General features: G+C 53.4%; 29 protein-coding genes and 1 tRNA gene. 20 read left to right on the top strand and 10 right to left on the bottom strand.

Features of this window, described 5'->3' with window-relative positions:
* Positions 1 to 116 precede the first annotated feature (116 nt).
* Complete coding sequence (locus tag FFR93_RS00975; protein WP_138391468.1) at positions 117 to 380, top strand: hypothetical protein; 264 nt, start codon at positions 117 to 119, stop codon at positions 378 to 380.
* An 8-nt stretch (positions 381 to 388) separates the two neighbouring features.
* Here FFR93_RS00975 and FFR93_RS00980 read toward each other — a convergent pair whose 3' ends face one another.
* Positions 389 to 763 carry a hypothetical protein gene (locus FFR93_RS00980; RefSeq protein ID WP_138391469.1) on the bottom strand — a complete coding sequence of 125 codons (375 nt, stop codon included), beginning with the start codon at positions 761 to 763 and terminating at the stop codon, positions 389 to 391.
* 129 nt (positions 764 to 892) lie between these two features.
* Between FFR93_RS00980 and FFR93_RS00985 the strand changes: the two genes are divergently transcribed.
* Both FFR93_RS00985 and FFR93_RS00990 read left to right on the top strand, forming a co-directional pair.
* The gene (locus tag FFR93_RS00985) at positions 893 to 1,513 is read left to right on the top strand and encodes a hypothetical protein (RefSeq protein WP_138391470.1); all 621 of its coding nucleotides are present in this window, start codon (positions 893 to 895) and stop codon (positions 1,511 to 1,513) included.
* A gap of 4 nt (positions 1,514 to 1,517) precedes the next feature.
* On the top strand, positions 1,518 to 2,054 hold the full coding sequence (locus tag FFR93_RS00990; RefSeq protein ID WP_138391471.1) for a GNAT family N-acetyltransferase: 537 nt from the start codon (positions 1,518 to 1,520) through the stop codon (positions 2,052 to 2,054).
* Between the two features lie 43 nt (positions 2,055 to 2,097).
* On the opposite strand, the gene FFR93_RS00995 is transcribed toward FFR93_RS00990, so the two are convergent.
* Entirely contained in the window at positions 2,098 to 2,769 is a 672-nt protein-coding gene (locus FFR93_RS00995; protein WP_138391472.1) for a hypothetical protein, read from the bottom strand.
* Positions 2,770 to 2,970: 201 nt separating this feature from the next.
* Here FFR93_RS00995 and FFR93_RS01000 point away from each other — a divergent pair, with 201 nt between their 5' ends.
* Positions 2,971 to 3,261 carry a hypothetical protein gene (locus tag FFR93_RS01000; protein WP_138391473.1) on the top strand — a complete coding sequence of 97 codons (291 nt, stop codon included), beginning with the start codon at positions 2,971 to 2,973 and terminating at the stop codon, positions 3,259 to 3,261.
* A 1-nt stretch (position 3,262) separates the two neighbouring features.
* Here the strand turns inward: FFR93_RS01000 and FFR93_RS01005 are convergent, their stop codons facing one another.
* A complete protein-coding gene (locus FFR93_RS01005) occupies positions 3,263 to 3,556 on the bottom strand; it encodes a hypothetical protein (protein WP_138391474.1) in 294 nt (97 codons plus the stop codon).
* A 188-nt stretch (positions 3,557 to 3,744) separates the two neighbouring features.
* Here FFR93_RS01005 and FFR93_RS01010 point away from each other — a divergent pair, with 188 nt between their 5' ends.
* Positions 3,745 to 3,999 carry a hypothetical protein gene (locus tag FFR93_RS01010; protein WP_138391475.1) on the top strand — a complete coding sequence of 85 codons (255 nt, stop codon included), beginning with the start codon at positions 3,745 to 3,747 and terminating at the stop codon, positions 3,997 to 3,999.
* A gap of 165 nt (positions 4,000 to 4,164) precedes the next feature.
* A tRNA-Gln gene (locus tag FFR93_RS01015) sits at positions 4,165 to 4,239 on the top strand.
* 16 nt (positions 4,240 to 4,255) lie between these two features.
* Here the strand turns inward: FFR93_RS01015 and FFR93_RS01020 are convergent.
* Together FFR93_RS01020 and FFR93_RS01025 are read right to left on the bottom strand one after the other, a co-directional pair.
* On the bottom strand, positions 4,256 to 5,047 hold the full coding sequence (locus tag FFR93_RS01020) for a hypothetical protein (protein ID WP_138391476.1): 792 nt from the start codon (positions 5,045 to 5,047) through the stop codon (positions 4,256 to 4,258).
* A 29-nt stretch (positions 5,048 to 5,076) separates the two neighbouring features.
* Entirely contained in the window at positions 5,077 to 5,496 is a 420-nt protein-coding gene (locus FFR93_RS01025) for a hypothetical protein (protein WP_138391477.1), read from the bottom strand.
* Between the two features lie 315 nt (positions 5,497 to 5,811).
* On the opposite strand from FFR93_RS01025, the gene FFR93_RS01030 reads away from it, so the two are divergent.
* The 4 genes from FFR93_RS01030 (at position 5,812) to FFR93_RS01045 (ending at position 8,756) form a co-directional block, all read left to right on the top strand.
* Positions 5,812 to 6,183 (top strand): hypothetical protein, encoded by a 372-nt coding sequence (locus FFR93_RS01030; RefSeq protein ID WP_138391478.1) that lies wholly within the window; start codon positions 5,812 to 5,814, stop codon positions 6,181 to 6,183.
* A gap of 185 nt (positions 6,184 to 6,368) precedes the next feature.
* On the top strand, positions 6,369 to 6,938 hold the full coding sequence (locus tag FFR93_RS01035) for a hypothetical protein (RefSeq protein ID WP_138391479.1): 570 nt from the start codon (positions 6,369 to 6,371) through the stop codon (positions 6,936 to 6,938).
* A 29-nt stretch (positions 6,939 to 6,967) separates the two neighbouring features.
* Positions 6,968 to 7,315 (top strand): hypothetical protein, encoded by a 348-nt coding sequence (locus FFR93_RS01040; protein ID WP_138391480.1) that lies wholly within the window; start codon positions 6,968 to 6,970, stop codon positions 7,313 to 7,315.
* Between the two features lie 190 nt (positions 7,316 to 7,505).
* Positions 7,506 to 8,756 carry a hypothetical protein gene (locus FFR93_RS01045; protein ID WP_138391481.1) on the top strand — a complete coding sequence of 417 codons (1,251 nt, stop codon included), beginning with the start codon at positions 7,506 to 7,508 and terminating at the stop codon, positions 8,754 to 8,756.
* Between the two features lie 65 nt (positions 8,757 to 8,821).
* Here the strand turns inward: FFR93_RS01045 and FFR93_RS01050 are convergent, their stop codons facing one another.
* Both FFR93_RS01050 and FFR93_RS01055 read right to left on the bottom strand, forming a co-directional pair.
* On the bottom strand, positions 8,822 to 9,445 hold the full coding sequence (locus FFR93_RS01050) for a hypothetical protein (protein ID WP_138391482.1): 624 nt from the start codon (positions 9,443 to 9,445) through the stop codon (positions 8,822 to 8,824).
* Between the two features lie 71 nt (positions 9,446 to 9,516).
* Positions 9,517 to 10,035 carry a hypothetical protein gene (locus FFR93_RS01055; RefSeq protein WP_138391483.1) on the bottom strand — a complete coding sequence of 173 codons (519 nt, stop codon included), beginning with the start codon at positions 10,033 to 10,035 and terminating at the stop codon, positions 9,517 to 9,519.
* A gap of 303 nt (positions 10,036 to 10,338) precedes the next feature.
* Between FFR93_RS01055 and FFR93_RS01060 the strand changes: the two genes are divergently transcribed.
* Together FFR93_RS01060 and FFR93_RS01065 are read left to right on the top strand one after the other, a co-directional pair.
* The gene (locus FFR93_RS01060) at positions 10,339 to 10,992 is read left to right on the top strand and encodes a hypothetical protein (RefSeq protein ID WP_138391484.1); all 654 of its coding nucleotides are present in this window, start codon (positions 10,339 to 10,341) and stop codon (positions 10,990 to 10,992) included.
* 58 nt (positions 10,993 to 11,050) lie between these two features.
* Positions 11,051 to 11,599, top strand: coding sequence for a hypothetical protein (locus FFR93_RS01065; RefSeq protein ID WP_138391485.1), 549 nt, complete (start codon positions 11,051 to 11,053; stop codon positions 11,597 to 11,599).
* A gap of 87 nt (positions 11,600 to 11,686) precedes the next feature.
* Here the strand turns inward: FFR93_RS01065 and FFR93_RS01070 are convergent, their stop codons facing one another.
* Complete coding sequence (locus FFR93_RS01070) at positions 11,687 to 12,304, bottom strand: hypothetical protein (RefSeq protein WP_138391486.1); 618 nt, start codon at positions 12,302 to 12,304, stop codon at positions 11,687 to 11,689.
* A 298-nt stretch (positions 12,305 to 12,602) separates the two neighbouring features.
* Between FFR93_RS01070 and FFR93_RS01075 the strand changes: the two genes are divergently transcribed.
* The 8 genes from FFR93_RS01075 to FFR93_RS01110 all read left to right on the top strand — a co-directional run bounded on the left by FFR93_RS01075 (position 12,603) and on the right by FFR93_RS01110 (position 17,474).
* Complete coding sequence (locus tag FFR93_RS01075; RefSeq protein ID WP_138391487.1) at positions 12,603 to 13,073, top strand: hypothetical protein; 471 nt, start codon at positions 12,603 to 12,605, stop codon at positions 13,071 to 13,073.
* 108 nt (positions 13,074 to 13,181) lie between these two features.
* Positions 13,182 to 13,784 (top strand): hypothetical protein, encoded by a 603-nt coding sequence (locus tag FFR93_RS01080; protein WP_138391488.1) that lies wholly within the window; start codon positions 13,182 to 13,184, stop codon positions 13,782 to 13,784.
* 371 nt (positions 13,785 to 14,155) lie between these two features.
* Positions 14,156 to 15,049: a metal-dependent hydrolase gene (locus FFR93_RS01085; RefSeq protein WP_138391489.1), complete on the top strand. Its 894-nt coding sequence runs from the start codon at positions 14,156 to 14,158 to the stop codon at positions 15,047 to 15,049.
* A complete protein-coding gene (locus tag FFR93_RS01090) occupies positions 15,030 to 15,413 on the top strand; it encodes a hypothetical protein (RefSeq protein ID WP_138391490.1) in 384 nt (127 codons plus the stop codon). Before FFR93_RS01085 ends, FFR93_RS01090 begins: the two co-directional genes overlap by 20 nt.
* An 80-nt stretch (positions 15,414 to 15,493) precedes the next feature.
* On the top strand, positions 15,494 to 15,892 hold the full coding sequence (locus FFR93_RS01095; protein WP_138391491.1) for a hypothetical protein: 399 nt from the start codon (positions 15,494 to 15,496) through the stop codon (positions 15,890 to 15,892).
* Between the two features lie 208 nt (positions 15,893 to 16,100).
* A complete protein-coding gene (locus FFR93_RS01100) occupies positions 16,101 to 16,676 on the top strand; it encodes a hypothetical protein (RefSeq protein ID WP_138391492.1) in 576 nt (191 codons plus the stop codon).
* Between the two features lie 82 nt (positions 16,677 to 16,758).
* Positions 16,759 to 17,133 (top strand): ProQ/FINO family protein, encoded by a 375-nt coding sequence (locus FFR93_RS01105; RefSeq protein WP_171049014.1) that lies wholly within the window; start codon positions 16,759 to 16,761, stop codon positions 17,131 to 17,133.
* Between the two features lie 59 nt (positions 17,134 to 17,192).
* Positions 17,193 to 17,474: a hypothetical protein gene (locus tag FFR93_RS01110; RefSeq protein ID WP_138391494.1), complete on the top strand. Its 282-nt coding sequence runs from the start codon at positions 17,193 to 17,195 to the stop codon at positions 17,472 to 17,474.
* Between the two features lie 12 nt (positions 17,475 to 17,486).
* On the opposite strand, the gene FFR93_RS01115 is transcribed toward FFR93_RS01110, so the two are convergent.
* Positions 17,487 to 17,723 carry a hypothetical protein gene (locus tag FFR93_RS01115; RefSeq protein WP_138391495.1) on the bottom strand — a complete coding sequence of 79 codons (237 nt, stop codon included), beginning with the start codon at positions 17,721 to 17,723 and terminating at the stop codon, positions 17,487 to 17,489.
* A gap of 68 nt (positions 17,724 to 17,791) precedes the next feature.
* Entirely contained in the window at positions 17,792 to 18,244 is a 453-nt protein-coding gene (locus tag FFR93_RS01120; protein ID WP_138391496.1) for a hypothetical protein, read from the bottom strand.
* Positions 18,245 to 18,290: the final 46 nt, after the last annotated feature.

Below are 18,290 nucleotides of genomic sequence, written 5' to 3' on the forward strand. Positions count from 1 at the left end.
AGGCTGTTGGCGGCTCCTCTCCTATAAATAGAGGTCGCGCCGGGGTGTCGCAAGTCAGTTCGTGCTTGCAGAGTGCGATGATACGATTTTTCAACTCAAGACAGGAGAAAAACGCTATGGCCTTAAAAGAGATGCCGTTTCCAGAGATTTTAAAGGCGCACTACGGCACCGATGCTGTGTCGGTTGAGAAGTTGACTGCTGACCTCGATACATGGTCGGAATGGGTCTACTCCTCAGAGGATCATCCGGAGGTTGATTTTGACGAACTGGGACTGCGTATCCAGGCCGCCTGCACCTATCTTATCTGGAAGGAAGGCAAGAAGCCCCTGCCCTCGGAACCGCGTTGTGATATTCCGACCGGCGATTATTACGCCCGCTGATTGGATTGTCAGGCTGCCTGGGCAATCGTTTTCATCTTGGAGAGTAGGTGTTCGGGCGGCCGGAAGACCTGCGCGATCCACGTTTTTACGGTGTCACTGAATGGGCTCAAGTCGATGTTGGCTTCAATTTCCATCTGGACGCATGCTCGGATGATATCGGCACCGGACGGGCACTGCGCGGTGTAATAATCCCTGGGCGGCTTGAGATCGAGGATCGAAGGCCGCTCAATAATGAGCTTGCGCAGATCGTCAGCGGATAGCTCTTTAATAATGGTGGCGACTTCTCCCTGAATGACGGAAATAGGATTGTAGTCCTGCTCACCCATAATTGTTTCAATGGCTTTTTGGGATTGTCCTACCAAATGTGCGAAGGTGTATTGCATGGTTTCCATCCATTCTTATGCCGAAAATAGATAGAAGTTCTGTGGTGCAACTGCAAGCTCAGGAGGTGTTTGTCTCCTTCAAAAATGTCCTTCATAACGGTACTCAAGCGTCATGAGGATTTGGATGAAATGGAAATTGAAGCGTTGAAACAGGACCTGCGGCGAAGCCTTGCAGAGCGTCAGGAAGTTCTAACAAGGGATGAAATTGCCAAGCTCGTTGAAAGTGTGGCGATCATTGAAGCCTCGGGTGTCGATAGCGGTGACGATGTGACACGCATCCTGAAACGGTATCCTCAGTTGGCCAACCATGTGATTGATGAGATCGAGCGCGTGACAGTTATCGAGGCGACGAGATATGCCTATGAGGACTGGATCAAGCAGGAGCTGAGGGCGACTGCAGAAGAATTTTACGTTGCTCAGTTCGGTGATGATTTCTCGCCTGCCGACAACGCGGTAGCCCTGCTTCGAGATGCGGCTCAAGCAATGGAACAATATTGGATGACCGACGCCAAGGGCATCGGGTCGATTGCACTGCGCAGTCAGATGGACGACTTGGCAGAGGCTAACCGGATCGCCGGTATGACCCATGAGCCCAATTATGCTCATCCGATGCTGGAAAAGCTGAAGTCGGTCTGTCAGCAGTCGGAAGCATTCAAGGATCAGCTGTCTAGGCGCTGGGAGCTTGCAAAGGACGTTGTTGATAATCGCGAGCTGTTCGAGATAGACAGGGTCCTAGCTTACAAGGTGTAGCCTCATGATCGAGATTAAACGTGAGCACAGGAACAGCCATTCAGGGCAGCACGATTTCAGTCTGATCGCTACACTGGACGGCGAATATGCCGGAGCCCTGGAGTATTCGGTTTACCAGGGTGAGGTAGCTGTCCAGATTGTCGATGTCCTGGAAGAGAAGCGCCGCAAGGGCGTTGGCACCGCACTGGTCGTGGCGCTGCAGGAGGCCTATCCAGAGCAAGTCATTCAGTTCGGGATGAGTACAGCTGCCGGAGCTGCACTGCTGAATTCGCTGGAGTGGCGGATTGAGGTGAACGAGGCCGTTGTTATGGCCGCCAGGGATGTGGCGACCCTGACACAGAAGCTGCGGGCCTATGAGCGTCGAGCTGAAGAGATTCTGAAACTAAAGCCCTCTGAGCGGGGTGCCGCACTAGAGGCGCTGTCTGACTGGAATCAGATCACGGATCGCGTCGAAGAGCTTGAGCGGATTATGAATACGCAGCCAGCGGAATTCCGGTACATCGTCATTCCGGAAGAGAAAGTGCCTACTTTTGGCATATAGTTTGTCGTGGAAGCGTTTCGGCTTTGCCAGTCTTTTCTAGGCTTCAGCGCAGGCCCGGGGCTGGATTGACCGCGTTCGGGTATGTTTCCTGATACCAGCGCTCGAACTCGCGTCTGATTTTCGTGTCGCCGCGCAGAGGAAGCAGGATTTCGAATTCCATTCCCTCGATATCGAACTTGCTGCTGGGCGTCATGTCCTCCTCAAGTCGCCACAGCTCAAAACCGCCGTCTGCCGTTATCTTGAAAGAGCAGCGCTCTGCCATGTCGTCGCGGAAGTGGACCATGCCTGTTGTGTCATCGCATTTCAGGAAATACAGGGGCATGACGTTATTGGGCGTGGTGCGACCAAGGGCTGGCTGTGTTTCCGTCGGAAGGTTGAAGCGGGCTCTGATCTTGTCCGGCACGACGTAATCTGTGTGGCCGCTGGTATCTAGTGCAAGCTTGGCGATGGTCTCGCCACGATCTTTCTCGATTGAGCAAATCAGCTCGTTCCAGCGCCTGGTGCCGAACGGTTGGTCGATGTCGGCATACACCTTGTCGTGCAGGCCATCCTTCACGGCATTGTCAGCATCGTCTGCTGTCATTCCGTGGGCGACGCCTACCAGACGGGCGTCCTCCTCTGTCAACCCGAAGGCAAGAAAGTAGCCGGTCGGACCGTTGAAGACAGCGAGTTTACCATCGGGTTGCAAGGCAGGAAATGGACATGGCGGCTCCAAGTGTGTGTCTGAATATGAACATTCCACTTTGGCAGGCCTAATGCAAACGGAGACACTTATGCTCAGGTCGAGGGAAGCTGTCAGCTTTTCGGGCGGGAAAGCGATCTCTTCGCGAATTCCTGATCACTCGTCTCTGTTTGATCTTGTGGAAGCCCGGCGATAGCGTATCGTTACCTTTCCTCGATGCATAGGAATTCTCTCATGTTTAGGTACGAAGATCGCGAATGTGGCGAGAGTCATGACTGCGATACCCTTGAAGAAGCCATGGCTGCGGCGAACGAGAGCCTCACATATTATCGTCAGGATGCCGTCGAAATCTCAGAGTGGAGCACGGGCGTAGAAGGCGTGCGCGTAAGTCGCGTTGAGAAGGACGATGTCGTCATCCCTCTGTTTTGCGCGACCTACGTGGGCAATGAGGATGAAGGTTATGATGTTCAGATGTTGCCGGTGCCGGAGGGTGTGGCTCCCGCTGCGGCACCGGCCATCATCTAACTCAGTAGTATTCGCGGAAGTGCCAGCTTTTGTAGCTTTTTCCGATGTCGAAGAAGTCGTGTTCGTCGTCCTTGAGCAGCTTGTGCATCTCCAGGCGGTCGCGTGACCGGCGACGCCAGGCTGTCTTGGCCTTCAGGTATTGACCACCTGTTCCATCTCGCTGGAAGCAGTCTGAGTGGAAGTAGGTTGCGCGGGTGGCGTCGCGTTGACGCCATGACGAAGTCTCGTCAGCCCACGGGTGGTCGCAAGTCGCCCAATATTGGTCGCCGGATTTAGCGCGAACCGTTTTGCTCACTATGATCTCCTGTTAAGTGTTTCACCTACAAGACATCACGGGCTCCGTAGAAAAATCCGACCGACATGGCGATCTCCTTGCTGTCAAGGAGATCATGACTTGACAGGCGCAGCCAATCAAATGGTTTAATGCGGCGAGAGCGCGTCTAGTGAAGAAAATCTCAGGGAAACCTATCATGACAAACAAAAATGGGCATTTCGGTCGTATGGAAGATTTCATGCCTGTGCGTCGTTCCCTTGGATGACATTCTGAAGTCGCAGAATGCGCCAAAGGAGCCAAGAGCAGTCGAAGTTCTGAAAACGTTAGGCGCATTGCAGCTCATTCGGTATCGTCTCGTATCGGCTGCATTGCAGGAAGACCTGGATGCGATGGGTGACAACACGCAAAGCCCCTGGAATGACAAGGATTATCCGAAGAAAGTGGCTCGTTATGGGGGTCTATGACGTCATGCAAAGTCGGTCGAGCAGGTTAAAATCGTTGATCAACGAGTGATCGAACAGGTGTTCGGGTCTCCTAATGCCGATGTGGCACCGGCTCCTTGAGGAAATCTGTGGGAGCTACTTGTCAAAGGAGTTTGTAAAGCTATATTGGATGCATCCGACGAGCTTTGGGGCGTCGACAAGCGGTAAGTCACGAGTTTTTGGTACTCGCATGCGTTGGTTCGAATCCAGCCGCCCCAGCCATCGCTTTCTTGGCTAGTTATCGAAAAGCCCCGGCGAAAGAAGATTTCACGCGTAACTCGTCCATTTTAGTCGGGCGTTTCCAATGCCATGTCGTTGGGTGAGTTAACTCGGCAACAAGCTCCGGAATGTAATTCTCGTAGCTCAATTGATCGACTTCGCTGTCCCAACGGTGATTGTAAAGAGATGTTCGGTGTTGGAAGAAGAATTCGGTAATGGCGCTGCAGCGTTTCATCGCGGCATCGTAAACGCCGGTTTCTTCGAATTTGGTTTCCAACTTAGTTCCGACAATTTCGATACGAGGAAGTGCGAGCCAGTCGGACAAGAGTAGGTTGGCGCTTGCATAGGCCAAACAGTTCGATACGAATTGCCCATATTGTAGATCGACACGAGCAGGGCATGCGAGTGATACGTTCGGGGCCCCTGCTTGTAGGGAGCTTAGAACAAATGAGCCCGCGCTCATGTTTGAGAAGTTGGAAGCGGCGAAAACGTAGTAATCCGCCTTTTGGTCGAGCGGCTCTGAAATCATCTTTTTCGGGATGAATTCGCTCCAGATACACGACAACTTGACGTGCGCACCGTTCTCTCTCAGCGCGGCAACAAACCCGGCTCCAAACGTGTCAAGCTCAGATGCCTCAACCGAGACGACCACGTGTTTTTCGTGGATAAATCGACCATCGAGCCAAAGCAAACCGAGCATTTTGCCTAATTCGGTGATTAGTGTTCCTGGATTTTCGTCAGCACTATAACCTGCGGTGTTTTCGCAGAGGTTGTCGATGGCATTTTTCAGGTTGATTTCGGCTAGCGACATTATTTCCACACTGTGTTCTGGGATTGGGCTTATGCGATTACTGCTTCAGCGAGATGATGCTTGCACAACAAGCGATCCCTGCCCTCTCCCATCTGAGTTTTGAAAAGCGCCTCAGAAGGGCTGCCGCAGACTTCGCACACTTTCTGAATTTCTACGTTAATCCACTCAAGCGTTTGCGCGAGATATTCGCGTTGTGGGCGGGTCCACGATGTGCTGGGAGAATGAAGCGGCGTAGCTTTGATGTTCATCCCGCCGCCGCCGGGGTAGAGTAGAAAATCGAGTTTCACCCATGCAGATCGACGATCTCTTGCGTGGAAATCATTCAACTTGCCGAGCCGAGCGAAAAACTCGATCAGCAAATCACCCCAGCCATCTGGAAAACTGGCGAGCCGTTCGGTCCAGAAATGTTCGTACTGGTCCCGCAACATTGCGGCGTGGTCGGGTTTCATAGGTGAACTCGAAAGCTATTGTTCGCCATAAGATAGCGACCCAGCGATCTTGTTCAAGCTCGCTAGGAAGAACCCTGCTCTTCGTTATTAGACGATGGTATCAATCCCGCAAACGAATGCGTGCGCATGGATAAGGCCGACTTCGGTACCTACGATAAATCCGATTTCATCACCTTTGGTCATCTCAATTTTCCTTTCCGTGACTTCAGAAATCCTAGCAATCGGCGGCGCGTGCGGCAAGAAGCGTCAATGAAGCGGGTCGTTTGTGTATTGCGATCAGATTGAGCATCATCGACGTGTAGATGGAGAAAAGAAATGACTGAATTGACACGCGGCTGGATGATGATGATAGACGTGGGTGGAGACATGGAGCCATGTCGGAAGCCTGCAGAAGAGGCCTCAAACTTTGCGGAGGCTTATGCGCCTTTCATCAAGCAGACCGCTCTTGAAGCGCAGGCGATCATCGCCAAGGATCAGCTCGAATATCTGAATGATCTGCCGCCTGAAATGCTCGCGACCGTCGAGCAGTGGGAGCCTGCTGCTGTCGTTATGGAAGTCGCTGTTTCTGAGGCTGGAGATATTACGGCCATCAAGGATCGCAACATAAGTTTCACCGCTGACGAAATTTACGAAATCGCGCGGATGGCCCCTCCCTCATTTTTGTCTGGCGCAGTTCCAGGCATCTGAGCGGTGGTTTTTAGGTGCGAGCGTGCGACATTATCTCCCGGATTAATCAGTCCCTTCTTCTTGAGGAGACGGTTGGCGCATTAATGACGCATGTCGCCCCTGGGAGTTTGATATGTTGGGAGTATGGCAAGAGCATTGAGGCCGAGAATCCCGACAACGTTGATCCGAGATGTTCGGATGGCAGATTGTCGAATGAATTTCTCCAATTCGTACGTACGCGGGCGCAAGAATTGATCGACGAGAAAATTGGACGGTTGGCAGAAGAAATTGACGAGAACGACGGTGCGATCAACCTTTATAGAGGACTCTTGGTTAATGCTGAGTGGCTTAAGAGCGACATCACTTCCCGCCCTGTTGGCGTGTGTTGGTCGTGGGACTACGAATTCGCCCGCTGGTACGATCCGGACGTGAATGGGAAGCTGGCTACTTGCGCCCCGGAAATCGAAGAAGAGATAGAAGTGCGACTCGTCTCGATCATTGAGATCGATGATGTCGACTGGACAGAGACAATTCGTCTGAACGCGTCAGAACTCTACACCGTCGGTGAAGAACGAGAAGTCCGCCTGAAGGCAAATGCGAAGGTTGAGATAGCGGGCGTCGATTGGCGGCCTTTTAAGTTTTTCTCGACCGAGAAATTTCAGACGGATGAACGGTTTGAAGTTCAGGGTTTGATAGTGGCGGCTGGCCAGGTTAAAGCCAAACCCAATGTTCAAGGCAGTAGGACCGCTTGGTTCTTGCAGCCATTCGGAACATAGTTGGCGTCTGAAGATGAAGAGGTGCGACCATGCAATACGACAAGCCGATCTCGAAAGCGAACCTGAGAGACGACCTTAAGATGACGTTTGAGCCTGGCGGTCGGCGCGGCATCGAGCTTGCCGGTCAGCGCATCGGTGGAATGGTTCATTACGGGAAGCTGGTTGGCTTTGCGCGGAACCGTACGAAAACGGTCTATGCATCGCGCATCTATCAGAATGGCTTAAAGATCGAGGTCGAGGCTTCAAACCCCAGCAGTGTCCTGGACAAGGTTGCGGCAGAACTTGCTCGGCAGATGAAGGCGAAAAAGGCTGATGAAAAGGTGGCGAAAGTCGAAGAGCAGACGCCAGGTGATGAGCCGTCGGCCCCGAAAATCTGATTCCATAATTTCGTAATTCGGTCTCCACGATTCCATAATTTCGTAATTTACACCCTTTAATGCGGTAATTCCGTTAAATCACGTTAAGTGTATCGGAAATAAACGACAGTTTAGGCGTCATCTTGACTGATTGGCTCTTGTAATAAGGTCTTTTGTCCGTATCTCTTTCTGCAAGAAGAAGGAGTTCCTTATGTCTTTGCATTATTCTGCCGGTGAGTTTTTCATCCTTGAGACGTCCTTCGGCGGAGGTTTCGATTACCCGGAATTCGTCCGCAAGCATGTGGCGTTGAAAGCGAATGCCGACATCGACATTCCCGACCTGATGGAGCGTTACGCTGAATGGCTTGCTCGTACTGGAAAGCCTGCAGCGGCACTCTTGATCGAACATCATTTCGGTCAAGAGTATTCCGATAATGTCGATGGGGACGGCTTCATCGCCTGGATGGCAAGTCAGGGCAAGGTAGAACTCCTCACGAGCAACGTGGTGAAAGTCGCGGTTGACGCTTATGAGGGTGGAGATGTCCGCGTCAGCGCCGATGACGGCGTAGGAGGTGTTTGGAAGCGGGTCCTGGACGATCCTGCGCCGAGGATCGAGCAGGTCTCGTGGAGGGAGCCCGCCGAGCCCGCGTCGCCCGCCGAGTCCGCGTCGCCCGCCGAGTCCGCGTCGCCCGCCGAGCCTGAAGCTTACACTCCCATGGCTGTCAGCATCAATCCTGCGGTGAAGCGGTCGTTGGACTTCGGTTGTGACCTGGCCACAGCGGTCGCGGCACAGGTTGTCGAGCAGGAGTTTGCTGCCCGGCCTGATTGGCAGGATCAGAAGTCGTATGCGGTCACGGCGGTTCAGCAAGATGGCGAAGAAGATCGGTCGAGGACGATCCGGATCGAGATAAAGCAGCCTGCGGCCTACGAAGGCATCTATTCGGTTCAAATGACGCGGTATGTGCGCAAGGGCGTAGAGAGCTTCGGATTTCACGCAACGCGGCACCGGCCGAGCAGTCTCGAAGCCAATCGACTTTCGCTTCTGGTGCTGTCGCGCTCGATTTTGCCGGTCGACGTTCATAACGTCTACGCTATCCACTCCAGTGAACAGCCCCTGACGGTTTATAAGGGGGAGCATGCTCAATTCCAGGAACTGTTGTCGACTAAGGGAGATGACAGTGATGTCGTCAGGTCGAAGGTTACGGGTGAACTTGGGTTGATGGTGAGAGAAGCGGTCGACCACTATGATCAGGAAGAGTTCTACGCTCTCCCGTCATACCGCAAGCTCCGCGAGGATATGAAGGTGCCCGTCCATATCCTTGAGAACTGGCCGGTCGCGGAAGGCGCTCACATTGGGGCCTTTGTCTCTTGGGCTCGTATCGCAGAGGTGGCAACCATACGCTGGGGTGTCCATTGCGTAGAGGGCGATATCAAAAGCCGGATCAACGCACTTCGTCCGTAGAGAGCCGGGAACATAAATGAGCCGCCCACCGATGAAGATGGACGGCTCTGCAGTTTGCTATGCGCTTACATGCCAGGGCGCGGTCCATGAAGCGATACGCCGATATCGGCCCAGGTAGGGATGTCAGTCTGCGTTCTGCGGCCGTTGGCGTCCGGCTGCGGGTCGGGGATAGCTTTGTAATTGTCGAGAACCTGCTGGAGGGAAGCGAGTTCGACCACAACTGTATCGCTCACGCCCTTGTCGTGATTGATGTAGGCAGCAACGTTCCAGTCTGCGACATCTACGTTGGACCTCGTGTTCACGCCGCCGCTCTTGGTGATGATCCAGTACCCGTCAGCATGTTCCATATGCTTTCTGAGCTGGACCGTGCTCATCATCGGAAATGGCTCAAACCCTTCCGCGATGGCGATACCCACAGGGCTTTTGGCGAGATCGTCCTTCTGCGATGATGGACCGTAGTCGGGACGGGCTCGCACCGATTTTTCCATGTCTTCTACTCGCTGGATCAGCGCCAAGACCTCGTCTCTATCGCCGCCGAGTTCACCGAGGTGGACTGACAACATCATCAGGTCATTTACGACTGTCAGGGAGTCCTTGATCGAGTAGTCCAGGCAGTTCTGTTCGGCGACGTCGATCTGTTCTTTGATCACCCAGGTCAGGGCTTTTGCAATGGGTGTAGGATTGGTCACGGTCAATTCTCCCGGATGAAGCTGCGATAAGTTCTATCCGGGAGCGATGCAAGATAGCAATGGCGCGTCGATCAGTGGATAACGACCTTGGGCTCGTTCGACGGCACGTGTTCCATAATCGTCTTCAGGGCGCATCCAAAATAATACTCGCTGACCATCTTCTTGATGGCTGTGGCCAGATGCTCGTCGTTATAAGCGGTGATCGTATCGTGGTCGTGGGGATTTGGGCGAGGCCACGTCAGTGAAACAGGAAAGCCCTTTTCACTGGTTTGAAGGATGGCAACGGGAATGCGTCGCGTTTCTTCCTGCATATGAATGAGAACGAGCTGGAACTTGCCTGCCTTTTGTGTCTGCTCGGCCAAATCGATATGTCCGCCCAGGTTGGGGTCGATTTCATGGCCGATCTTCGTCGTGTGCTTCGAGAATTCGATGATTTCAGCGCCAATTTCGTGAAACACGCGGTTCAGCGCGTTGTAATCATTCCCCGGCTGCGGCTCCTCAGGTGTAACGGGCTCAATCCATTGGTTCTGTGATTTCAGAATTCCTTCCATGATCGCGGCTTGAAAATTGTTCGATGTCTTATTGGTCATAGATAGCGTCCAAACATAAAGAAGAGGCCGAGGATGAATATGACCCAGATAATCTTGGCTAGAAGGGAGGTAGGTCGGGACAGGCCGGTGGAGCCGCGCCGACGGTAGCCGGGTAACTCTGCTCTAAATCCGCCGCCGCCAATGCTGTTCGTGATGCCACGATTGGAGATCGTGGTTCGGAAAGGACCAAGGTTAAAGGATTTCCGGAAACTGATTCGCATTGCCCTACCCTGTCGTTTAGATAAGATAGGATTTTGCGAAAATAGAGCGCTGTCAAAGCAATTCGACGACAAGGAAATCGGTATGGGTGGCTATATTACGGTAGGCATGAGGTCCGAGAGTGGTGATGTGAAGAGCGCCCTGTTCTACACCAATCACCTGCAGGACTTCGTTCTCGACGATGGTTTGGCTCGTGGTCAATCGACCTTTGTCAGTCGCCGGATCGACGAACTGGCTTCTGATGAGGAGTACGGTTCTTACCCGGTCGCGCCGTTCGGTTGCGGCCTCCGGTTCTTTGATTTCAAAACGAAGTCCCTGATCGACAGTCAAAATTTTGCCGATCCGGTCGGTGTCGAGTTTGACGTTATGGTGTCATCTCTCATTAATGACGACGGCAAGTTCGCGCGGATAGTACCTTTCGTGGGTGGTATGACGCAGTGGGTTCGTCAGGGAGTTGGCGGTGTTTCGCAAAAGAAGACGAAAATCGATCCGGTTCAGTCAGTGGATGCTCTGTGGGAGGCGCTTGGGTTCCGTGGCCTTCCTGGCAAGTTCGATTTCGCAACATTGGACCTCAAACTGCCGGACTGGAAGGTGAGCATCTATAAGCGAGATTTGAGTGGCACCGAAGTAATGAGGGCCCACCTGCGGAGACTCGGTGTTCTCACTCCTGCCGACGAAGGTGCTTGGCCCGAATATATTGATTTGCGGAAACAGGAAGGAAGTCGCTGGCCTTTCTAGATTGACAGCGTGTCGCGCTGCGGCTCCCATATCAACCCGTCCGTTCAGAGGAAATCCTATGCCTGTCCCTAATTCGATTGCCATCATCGACGATAGCGAGTGGAAAGCCGCGCCCCACGTTCCATTTAAAATGAAGAAATCCTTCGATCATTCTGGGAATATTCTGACGATGATCCGTGGAGGTGGCTGCCTCCGGGGCCTGATGGGTCAGGGAGGTGCAGGTTGTTTCGAAGTGATGTCGAAACGGGAGCTTCGCGAGGAGAATGGCGACGTCAGGATCGGGCATGGACGCAAGGTTTCTTCATACGTCATTCAAATGATGATCGCGCGTAAGGAAATCTTCGTGGTTTCGGACAGTGAGAATTCCTCTGAGATCGTCTTTGCAACGGCGACGGTTGATGATTTTTACACCGAAGGTTTCCCGTCCGGATGGGGTGTTCAGGATAAACCTTATCTCGGCGTCTCCTTGCTTTACAAAAAGACGGAAGACGGTTTGATCGAGATTTGTGGCCGCCCGAAAAAGCTTTCGATTGAACAGTGGGTTCCCATTGCTCGGGCTATGGCTATCGGTGCGCAGGGCGTTGATCTGGAAAGCGATGCGGCCTAGCCCGCATTCTCTCCGTCCTTATCGTCTCAGCATGCGAGAGCGCCCGATAAAGAGTTTCGGGCGCTCTCTTTGTATGCACGAGCCTTGTTAGCTTGCCTGCTGACTTTCCTGGGCGGCCCGGAATTTCAGATAGGCTTCGATCAGCGACCGGGTTTCCTTGTCCGTGCTGGCTGCGACGGACCTAAGGTCGTCCGTCGACATGGTCTGGATGTCGCTTGAGCTAAAAAATCCGCTCTTGATCGTTCCTGAAATCGTGCCGTTGTTCATGTCCAGGCGGAACTTGGCGTTCGGAGTTTCGATGAGTGATGTCGCTGGAATCGCCCCGTATCGCGCCAGCTTCTCGATCAGGCGGCCATTCTGTCGTTTGATCGCTCTCATCTCCACTTCGTCGAGTGGGTTGGGCTTGAAGGCGTAAGCCATCGTCATGATGTCGACGATGCAAATACCGATGAGAACGGGCACGGGGGCTGTTACGGCAGCAACGACCAGGCCCACGCCGCCTGCAACGACGGCTGTAGTCACGCCGAAGGAAACCACGCTCTTTGTGATCGTACAGACAGTGTCGGTCGCTAGCGCTACCGTGTCGACGACTGCGTTCTTGGTATCAACGACCAGGTTCTTGGTGTCGATGACAGTGTCAAAGGCAGCGGTTCCGGTATCCACGACCTTATCTTTGACGGACGTGGCGAGTTCGGATGCTTGCATGACTGAAGCTTTGGCAGTGTCAGTGGCGGCCTGAAGCGCTTGCCTTGCAGCGCTAAATGTAGAGCGAAGGACCATGGGGGATACTCTGGATGAAGCTGGCAATATGATCGCTGAGCTGCGACCATAGTCAACAGTTTGGGTTTGGCTCACCCTCTGGGATTTTCTTCGTCCCGGGCGATTTGCAGCTCACATAGTCTGCTGATGGAATTCCAACAAGGGAAATGGGGACGCCCACCAGCCGGTCAGGCAGCGTAAAACCTGCCTGTTTCATGCTAGTCGTAACCGGCATGAAAGAGCGTTGAGCCCGTCGGGTCTCAAGACCGTAGTCCTGGCGCGTTTCACCATTTTAGATGGCGTCCACGCGGTGTGCATCCTATACAATGAAATGCGGAAAACCAGCGGGTGTCAATTTGGTGCTCTGTTGCCGCCCGTGACGGCTATTCATACTGGAATTGTGCTGATCACGGTTGATGTAGGCTATTTCGGTCGTATAGTGGTCGAAAGGCAAGGGAGTGGTCACATGTCGGCGGAACCAATGTATCGGGAAGGTCGTAGCGAAGCGAGGCATAAAGCATTGGCGGCGGACCTCGATGAACTTTTGACCGTGATTGACAGTCTCTATGGCCGTGACAACATCGAGGACCTCTCTGATGTCGAAGCTGTGAGAGAGGAAGCACTCAATCAAATTGATCGAGAATTCAAAAATCCAGCCTCAATCGGTTGGGATATGGTTGATGTCATCAACGCTGATCGCGGCTTCGGACCTTAAATTCTCCTGCACGTCCTCAATAGTTTAACCTGAATTGCTGCATTTTCGTTTGCGGTAAGGAGTTGGACCTCTATATGGAAGCTAAATTCCATATTCAGGTAGGAAATCATGTCGAAGTTTGAATCAAAATTCACCCGTGACGACGCGTTTGCTTTTATCCTGGATGTCGTGGGTGACGACATGGGAACGAAGGCGCTTATTGAAGCGATCAAGAACAAGACCATCAGCCCTGATAGTTTTATCGCTGAGCTGGATGCTGACGCCTCTCTGATGCAGCTTATTATCGAGTGCTTGGCCTTCTCCGGACGGGTTGTGAGGCTCGACTGGCGAGAGCCGATCCGAGACTGTGTCAACGAGTTTTCCCGTCTTTTGACGCGGGTTGGCATCGCCGTCGAAGCGGCTGAGCGGTCGTTGAAAGACGTGGCCTTCTCTTCGCGTGGGGAAGGTCCCGGCATGGCTTATGTTGCCTATCGCCCGCTTGCTGAGGCGAAGGACATGCGGGTGATCGATCTGTATAATGGGACAGACGATTATTGGCTAGTTATTGTTCCAAGGGCTATCGCTGAGCGTTGGGAGTGGGTTGTCGTTGCCGAACACCAATATTTCTGCGATGCGGACTTTCAGTTCTCTCATGCGCTGAGGAAGGCGAAGATTGAACCTCACTACGGTAAGGCACCTCCGGAAGCGCGTCAGCCGCCAAGCGCGGCCTAAACGGCAAATGTAACCGTCAACGGTCAATTGTATTCTTGATAATCCGTTCTGGGAACCGCTGAGCGCAGTGATCTGGGAAGCTTGCTTCGGGCTACTCGATCCTCTTCGCGGCATTCTTCAACGCGCCCCTTGCATTCCGCTAGGCGAGCTTCGGTTTTCGAATCCCAGATATTCCAGAGGAAGGTGATCATCACGAGGGTGAAGATGGTGATGAGGATTTCCGGCAGGTGTTTACGCATTCGGCGCAGCTTGTTCTGAAGAGGGTTAACCTATGCTCCTGTTGAAAGAGGGACGACGTCAAGGAGTTGTTCGTTCGCGGCTGTTGCGGCCGACGGGATGAACCTAGATGCTGGTCAGAAAAAGGTCTGGCCATGGTCGATATCGTTCATCACAGCGTCATCGGTTTCGGTGGAGCGCTGGTCGCGCAGCAACTGGGAAATGTAGACGCTGCGGTTGGCTTTCTAATCGGCTCCTTGCTCCCCGATCTCGATGTCGTCTTCATGGCGCTCGGTAAATCTAGATATCTGCGCCTGCATCAGTCGATCACTCATTCGGTATTTGTGTTGCCGTTTCTGGCTATGTGGGTGGGTTCTCTTCTGGCTTTTGGCCTCGATGCGAGTTGGATTGTGGTCGCGTTGGCATGCTTTCTCGGCTCTCTGGTACATATCGCTTTTGACATGCTGAACTCGTTTGGTGTCCGTGCTACGTGGCCATCCCCTCGCCGCTATTCCGTCGATGCCTTTTTCTTCGTCGATATCTATGTCTTCGCGGCAAGCGGATTGGCTGTGTGGGCGCTCTGGTCAGAATTTCCGGCCCTGCCCGTTTGCTTGGCCTGGTTCTCATTTTTGGCGACCTATAGCAGCCTGAAGGTTTGGTGGCGCTCGAAGGTCGTTTGTGAGAGCGGGGCTGCCACCGCGATCCCATCGGGCGTATCGCCGCTATTTTATTACCTGACCCGAGACGCCTCGGGGGCTGGAGTGCAAGTGGGGCACAGCCGGGGTTTCAGGCGGAAAATCGTGTGGGAGGGAGTAACGCCGCACGTCGCCGATGAGGTGATGGCTGTGCTGCGCGCCGGACCCATGTTCAAGGACCTGGAGGAAGCTCTGAAACTCTTCCGGCCGATCAGTTTCGAGGTGGATGCGAAGGGCGACGTTACGTCAGTCGTCTCCCGCTGCGTGGCCGTTCGGAACTTCAAGAACCGATATGGCGAGATCACAAGCACCCTGGTTGATGGGAAGTTGGTCGATGAAGTCGCATTTCTTTGAGCGGAAATCAGCGCCAGGGTTTCGGGTCAGCTTGTCTGATTTGGTTTTCATCCTCCTGGTCATTGTCGCAAGTGTTGTGCTCTACGTTACTCTGCATTCCGCTGTGATCGCCGTTATCCCGCTGCATCTGTGTGCGGTCTTCTTTCTGTTCTGTAACGTGTTTCGGATCAGGACCAAGCAGGAACTGGTGTGGGTGGGTAGCTATGTCGCATCTGCCGTCTACTCTATGGCAACCGGAACGAATTTCTGGTTGACGGTTCTCATGGTGCCGACACCGATGATTGTCGTTGTGGTTGCCTGGGCCGTCGTGTCTGGCGGTTACAGGGGCATTTTTGCTTCTTCAGGGGATAGTTCGCGGCGATAAGCTGTCGGTGGGCGGCTCATCCTTGTTGCAAGTTCGCCGATCCCCTAAATAGGTCTTCATGTTTTTGAGAGGGCACTGGAATGAAACTTTATCATCTGGACTGGGCGCGTGGCTACAAGCACGAGTTTCACTCAATCCTCACTTTTCCGGGCCGTGAAAGTGGTGATGTTTTGGTTGAAGGGGATGATGTTTTTGACAGCGCGAAGACCGCGTTCGACTTTGGGTTCTACGTGGAGGTCGCCGAGATTGATAGTGACAGCCCGGAATATGCTTTCCGATACACCCAGAACATCGATGAAGCATGGAGTGATCCTCCGGCAGAAGGCGTGAAGCCGATTGGCGAGGGGCCGTTCCGCAGCACCAGCGTAGGCGATCTCGTCGAACAAGATGGCGTATTCAAACTAGTAAGCTCAATCGGATTCAAAGAACTGAAAGACTTTAAGCCGGAACCTGGCTCAAAGCCTGAAGGCTTCTTTTAGACTTCACGACAGTGTTGTTTCCCGATCAATCAGTCGGAAGGTCGGGATAGGAAATCCAGCGACCCTTTAGTCGTTCAAAATACGTTGAGTTGATCCAACGCGGATAATAGCTACGCGACTGTCGAAGGTTCGTGAGCACTTTGAGAGCGAATGGCTCCATTGACCTTTACCTCGCCCATCAGCAGGGTGGTCAAAATGGAGCTATTCGATGTCTATATTGCCTGAAGCGTCACGCCAGTTCTTTGCGAGCATCATAGGTGGACGCCGTGTACATGATTTCGAGCTGACACCTGAGTTCGTCTCGAAAGTCGAGGCATATCGCGATGAAGTGCGAGAACAGGAAGGTGGCGGCGGAATGTGCCACATCGTCACCGACTATCTCGCCGAGGAGTATGGGTGGGAGAGGCTTTACGTATCCTATCTTTCGCCAAGCGGCGAGATCATCTGTGGCGGCGGGCATGTGATCAATGTCCTTCCCGATGGCTCCATTCTCGATCCTACACGGGATCAATTCGGTGAAGGCTTCTCCGTTTCTCACATCAAGAGTGACTCCGATGAAATCGGTCGGTACCGGCCGGAGTTCTACGTGGATTACCACCCTGGTCACCCTGACGCATCAGCGCTTGATGCCTGGCTGCCGTATTACGACGGCGTCCCGGACGAAGATGTCGATACCCTGAAGGGTGGAACCCGCGAACCCGGATGGTGGTTGTCGGACAAGACTCACTACAACGCCTATATCGACCGCCAGAATGAGTTAAAAAGGTACGGCAGAACATTCTGAGTAAGGAACATGGCGGGCGTTGATTGCGCGAGGGTGTCTGCTTGCCTATATGCGGCGCAGTTCATTAGCGTGGAGAAGGCGTATGGCGAAGCGGCTGGGGCAGCAAGATCGAGAAGCAGTTCTTGACTTTCACAAGTTGTTGGCCAAGAACCATCCGCAAACTTTCAGCGATCCCGCCTCGCCTGTCGCTCGCCTTGCGCCGTTGAAAGTCGGCATTCACCGGGACCTCTGTGAAAAATATCCGGATGTGTCCAAGAAAACGATCCGAAACTTCGTCAACGGTTACGTCTATCACCCTGCTTACCTGCGCTTGACCGCCGTTGCGCAGACCAACCGGATCGACCTGGAGGGCCAAGTTTCGGGGGTGGTCACCGAGGAGCAGGCGCAACACTCCCTGGCGCTGATGGAAAAGCATGCTGCCGAGCGGAAGGCGCGGCAGCAGTCGAAGAGTGCATAGGAAAAGTTGTTGTTTGCGTTCTTTCCCCGCAGCGTGGGTGAACAAGCAGGAGATACGTGATGACCGATTTCAAGACCTCAGGCGACCCGAAGCAGGGATTTGATGAAAACTGCCTTGTAGATAGGCTTGTCCCCGGTCCGCGAAAGAGCGACATCTTCGTGCAGTTTATGGGACGTATCAATCGCCGCATCGCGCCATTGCCAGCGATAGTCCATCTGGCCCCGACCGGCAAAGCACACGCGCAGCTTCAGCGTCAGGTCGGCCAGTCCGCGCACGAAGCCGAAGTTCAGAATGTGAATGAGGAACTCGATCCAGGTATCCTGAAACCCAAGTTTCGGTGATTGTAACTTCTTTTACCTGGCTAGCTGCCGGGCGCGTGTGATCGTCTGCTTTTTGATGCCTGTCGCACCGTCTGGCTGCTTCCATATTACCCAGGACGAAACATCGGTCTCGAACTGTTTTGTTTCCGAACCTGCCGGTATCAGCCGGTCTCCCCACAAGTAGTCCTGATCGGTGATCGTTACCGCAGGATCGTGCTTGTCCCGGTCGGTGCCGATGAACGGTAATTTAGCGGTTTTCTGCTTTGTCATTCGATTACTCGTCATCTCGGCGCGCAACCATAGCAAATTCCGACGCAACGGCAACGTTGCTCGCGATCCTATCGAATGGTCGGAGCAGCGAGAATTCTGTCTTCAGCTTCGTCGTACGTTTTGGCGGCGAGGGTGATCTCGTCCGGAATGACGATGCCGGGCTCAAATTTCTTCGCCTCGATCAGTTTCTTGAGCTGTTCGCTAAATTTGGAATTGGTCGTCACGAGACCCGGTTTGTCTGCTTTCGTAGTAACGGTCTTTTCACCCACCACGAGAGCTTCGCCACCGGCTTCTTGGATCAAATGTGCAACATATTTCGCGTTGCGGATGGCGTCGATCCCGTAATCGTTGGTGACGAACAATTCTGTCGTTTGGTCGCTTGGGAGGGCGAGTAATTCATTCCTGGTGAGCACGGGGCTGTGCTCTTCCGTAGAGAGTCTGATGTTCGCGTCCGTCAATTGGTCGAAGAACCTGTCACGGTTGGCTGGGAGTTTGGCGGTGATGTGGACGTGGGCGCGCATGAGGGTTCTCCCGAATGTCGGACGTTTATATCTGGTTAGGCCGATA

Source organism: Rhizobium sp. MHM7A, assembly GCF_005862215.1.
GTDB lineage: Bacteria > Pseudomonadota > Alphaproteobacteria > Rhizobiales > Rhizobiaceae > Rhizobium > Rhizobium bangladeshense.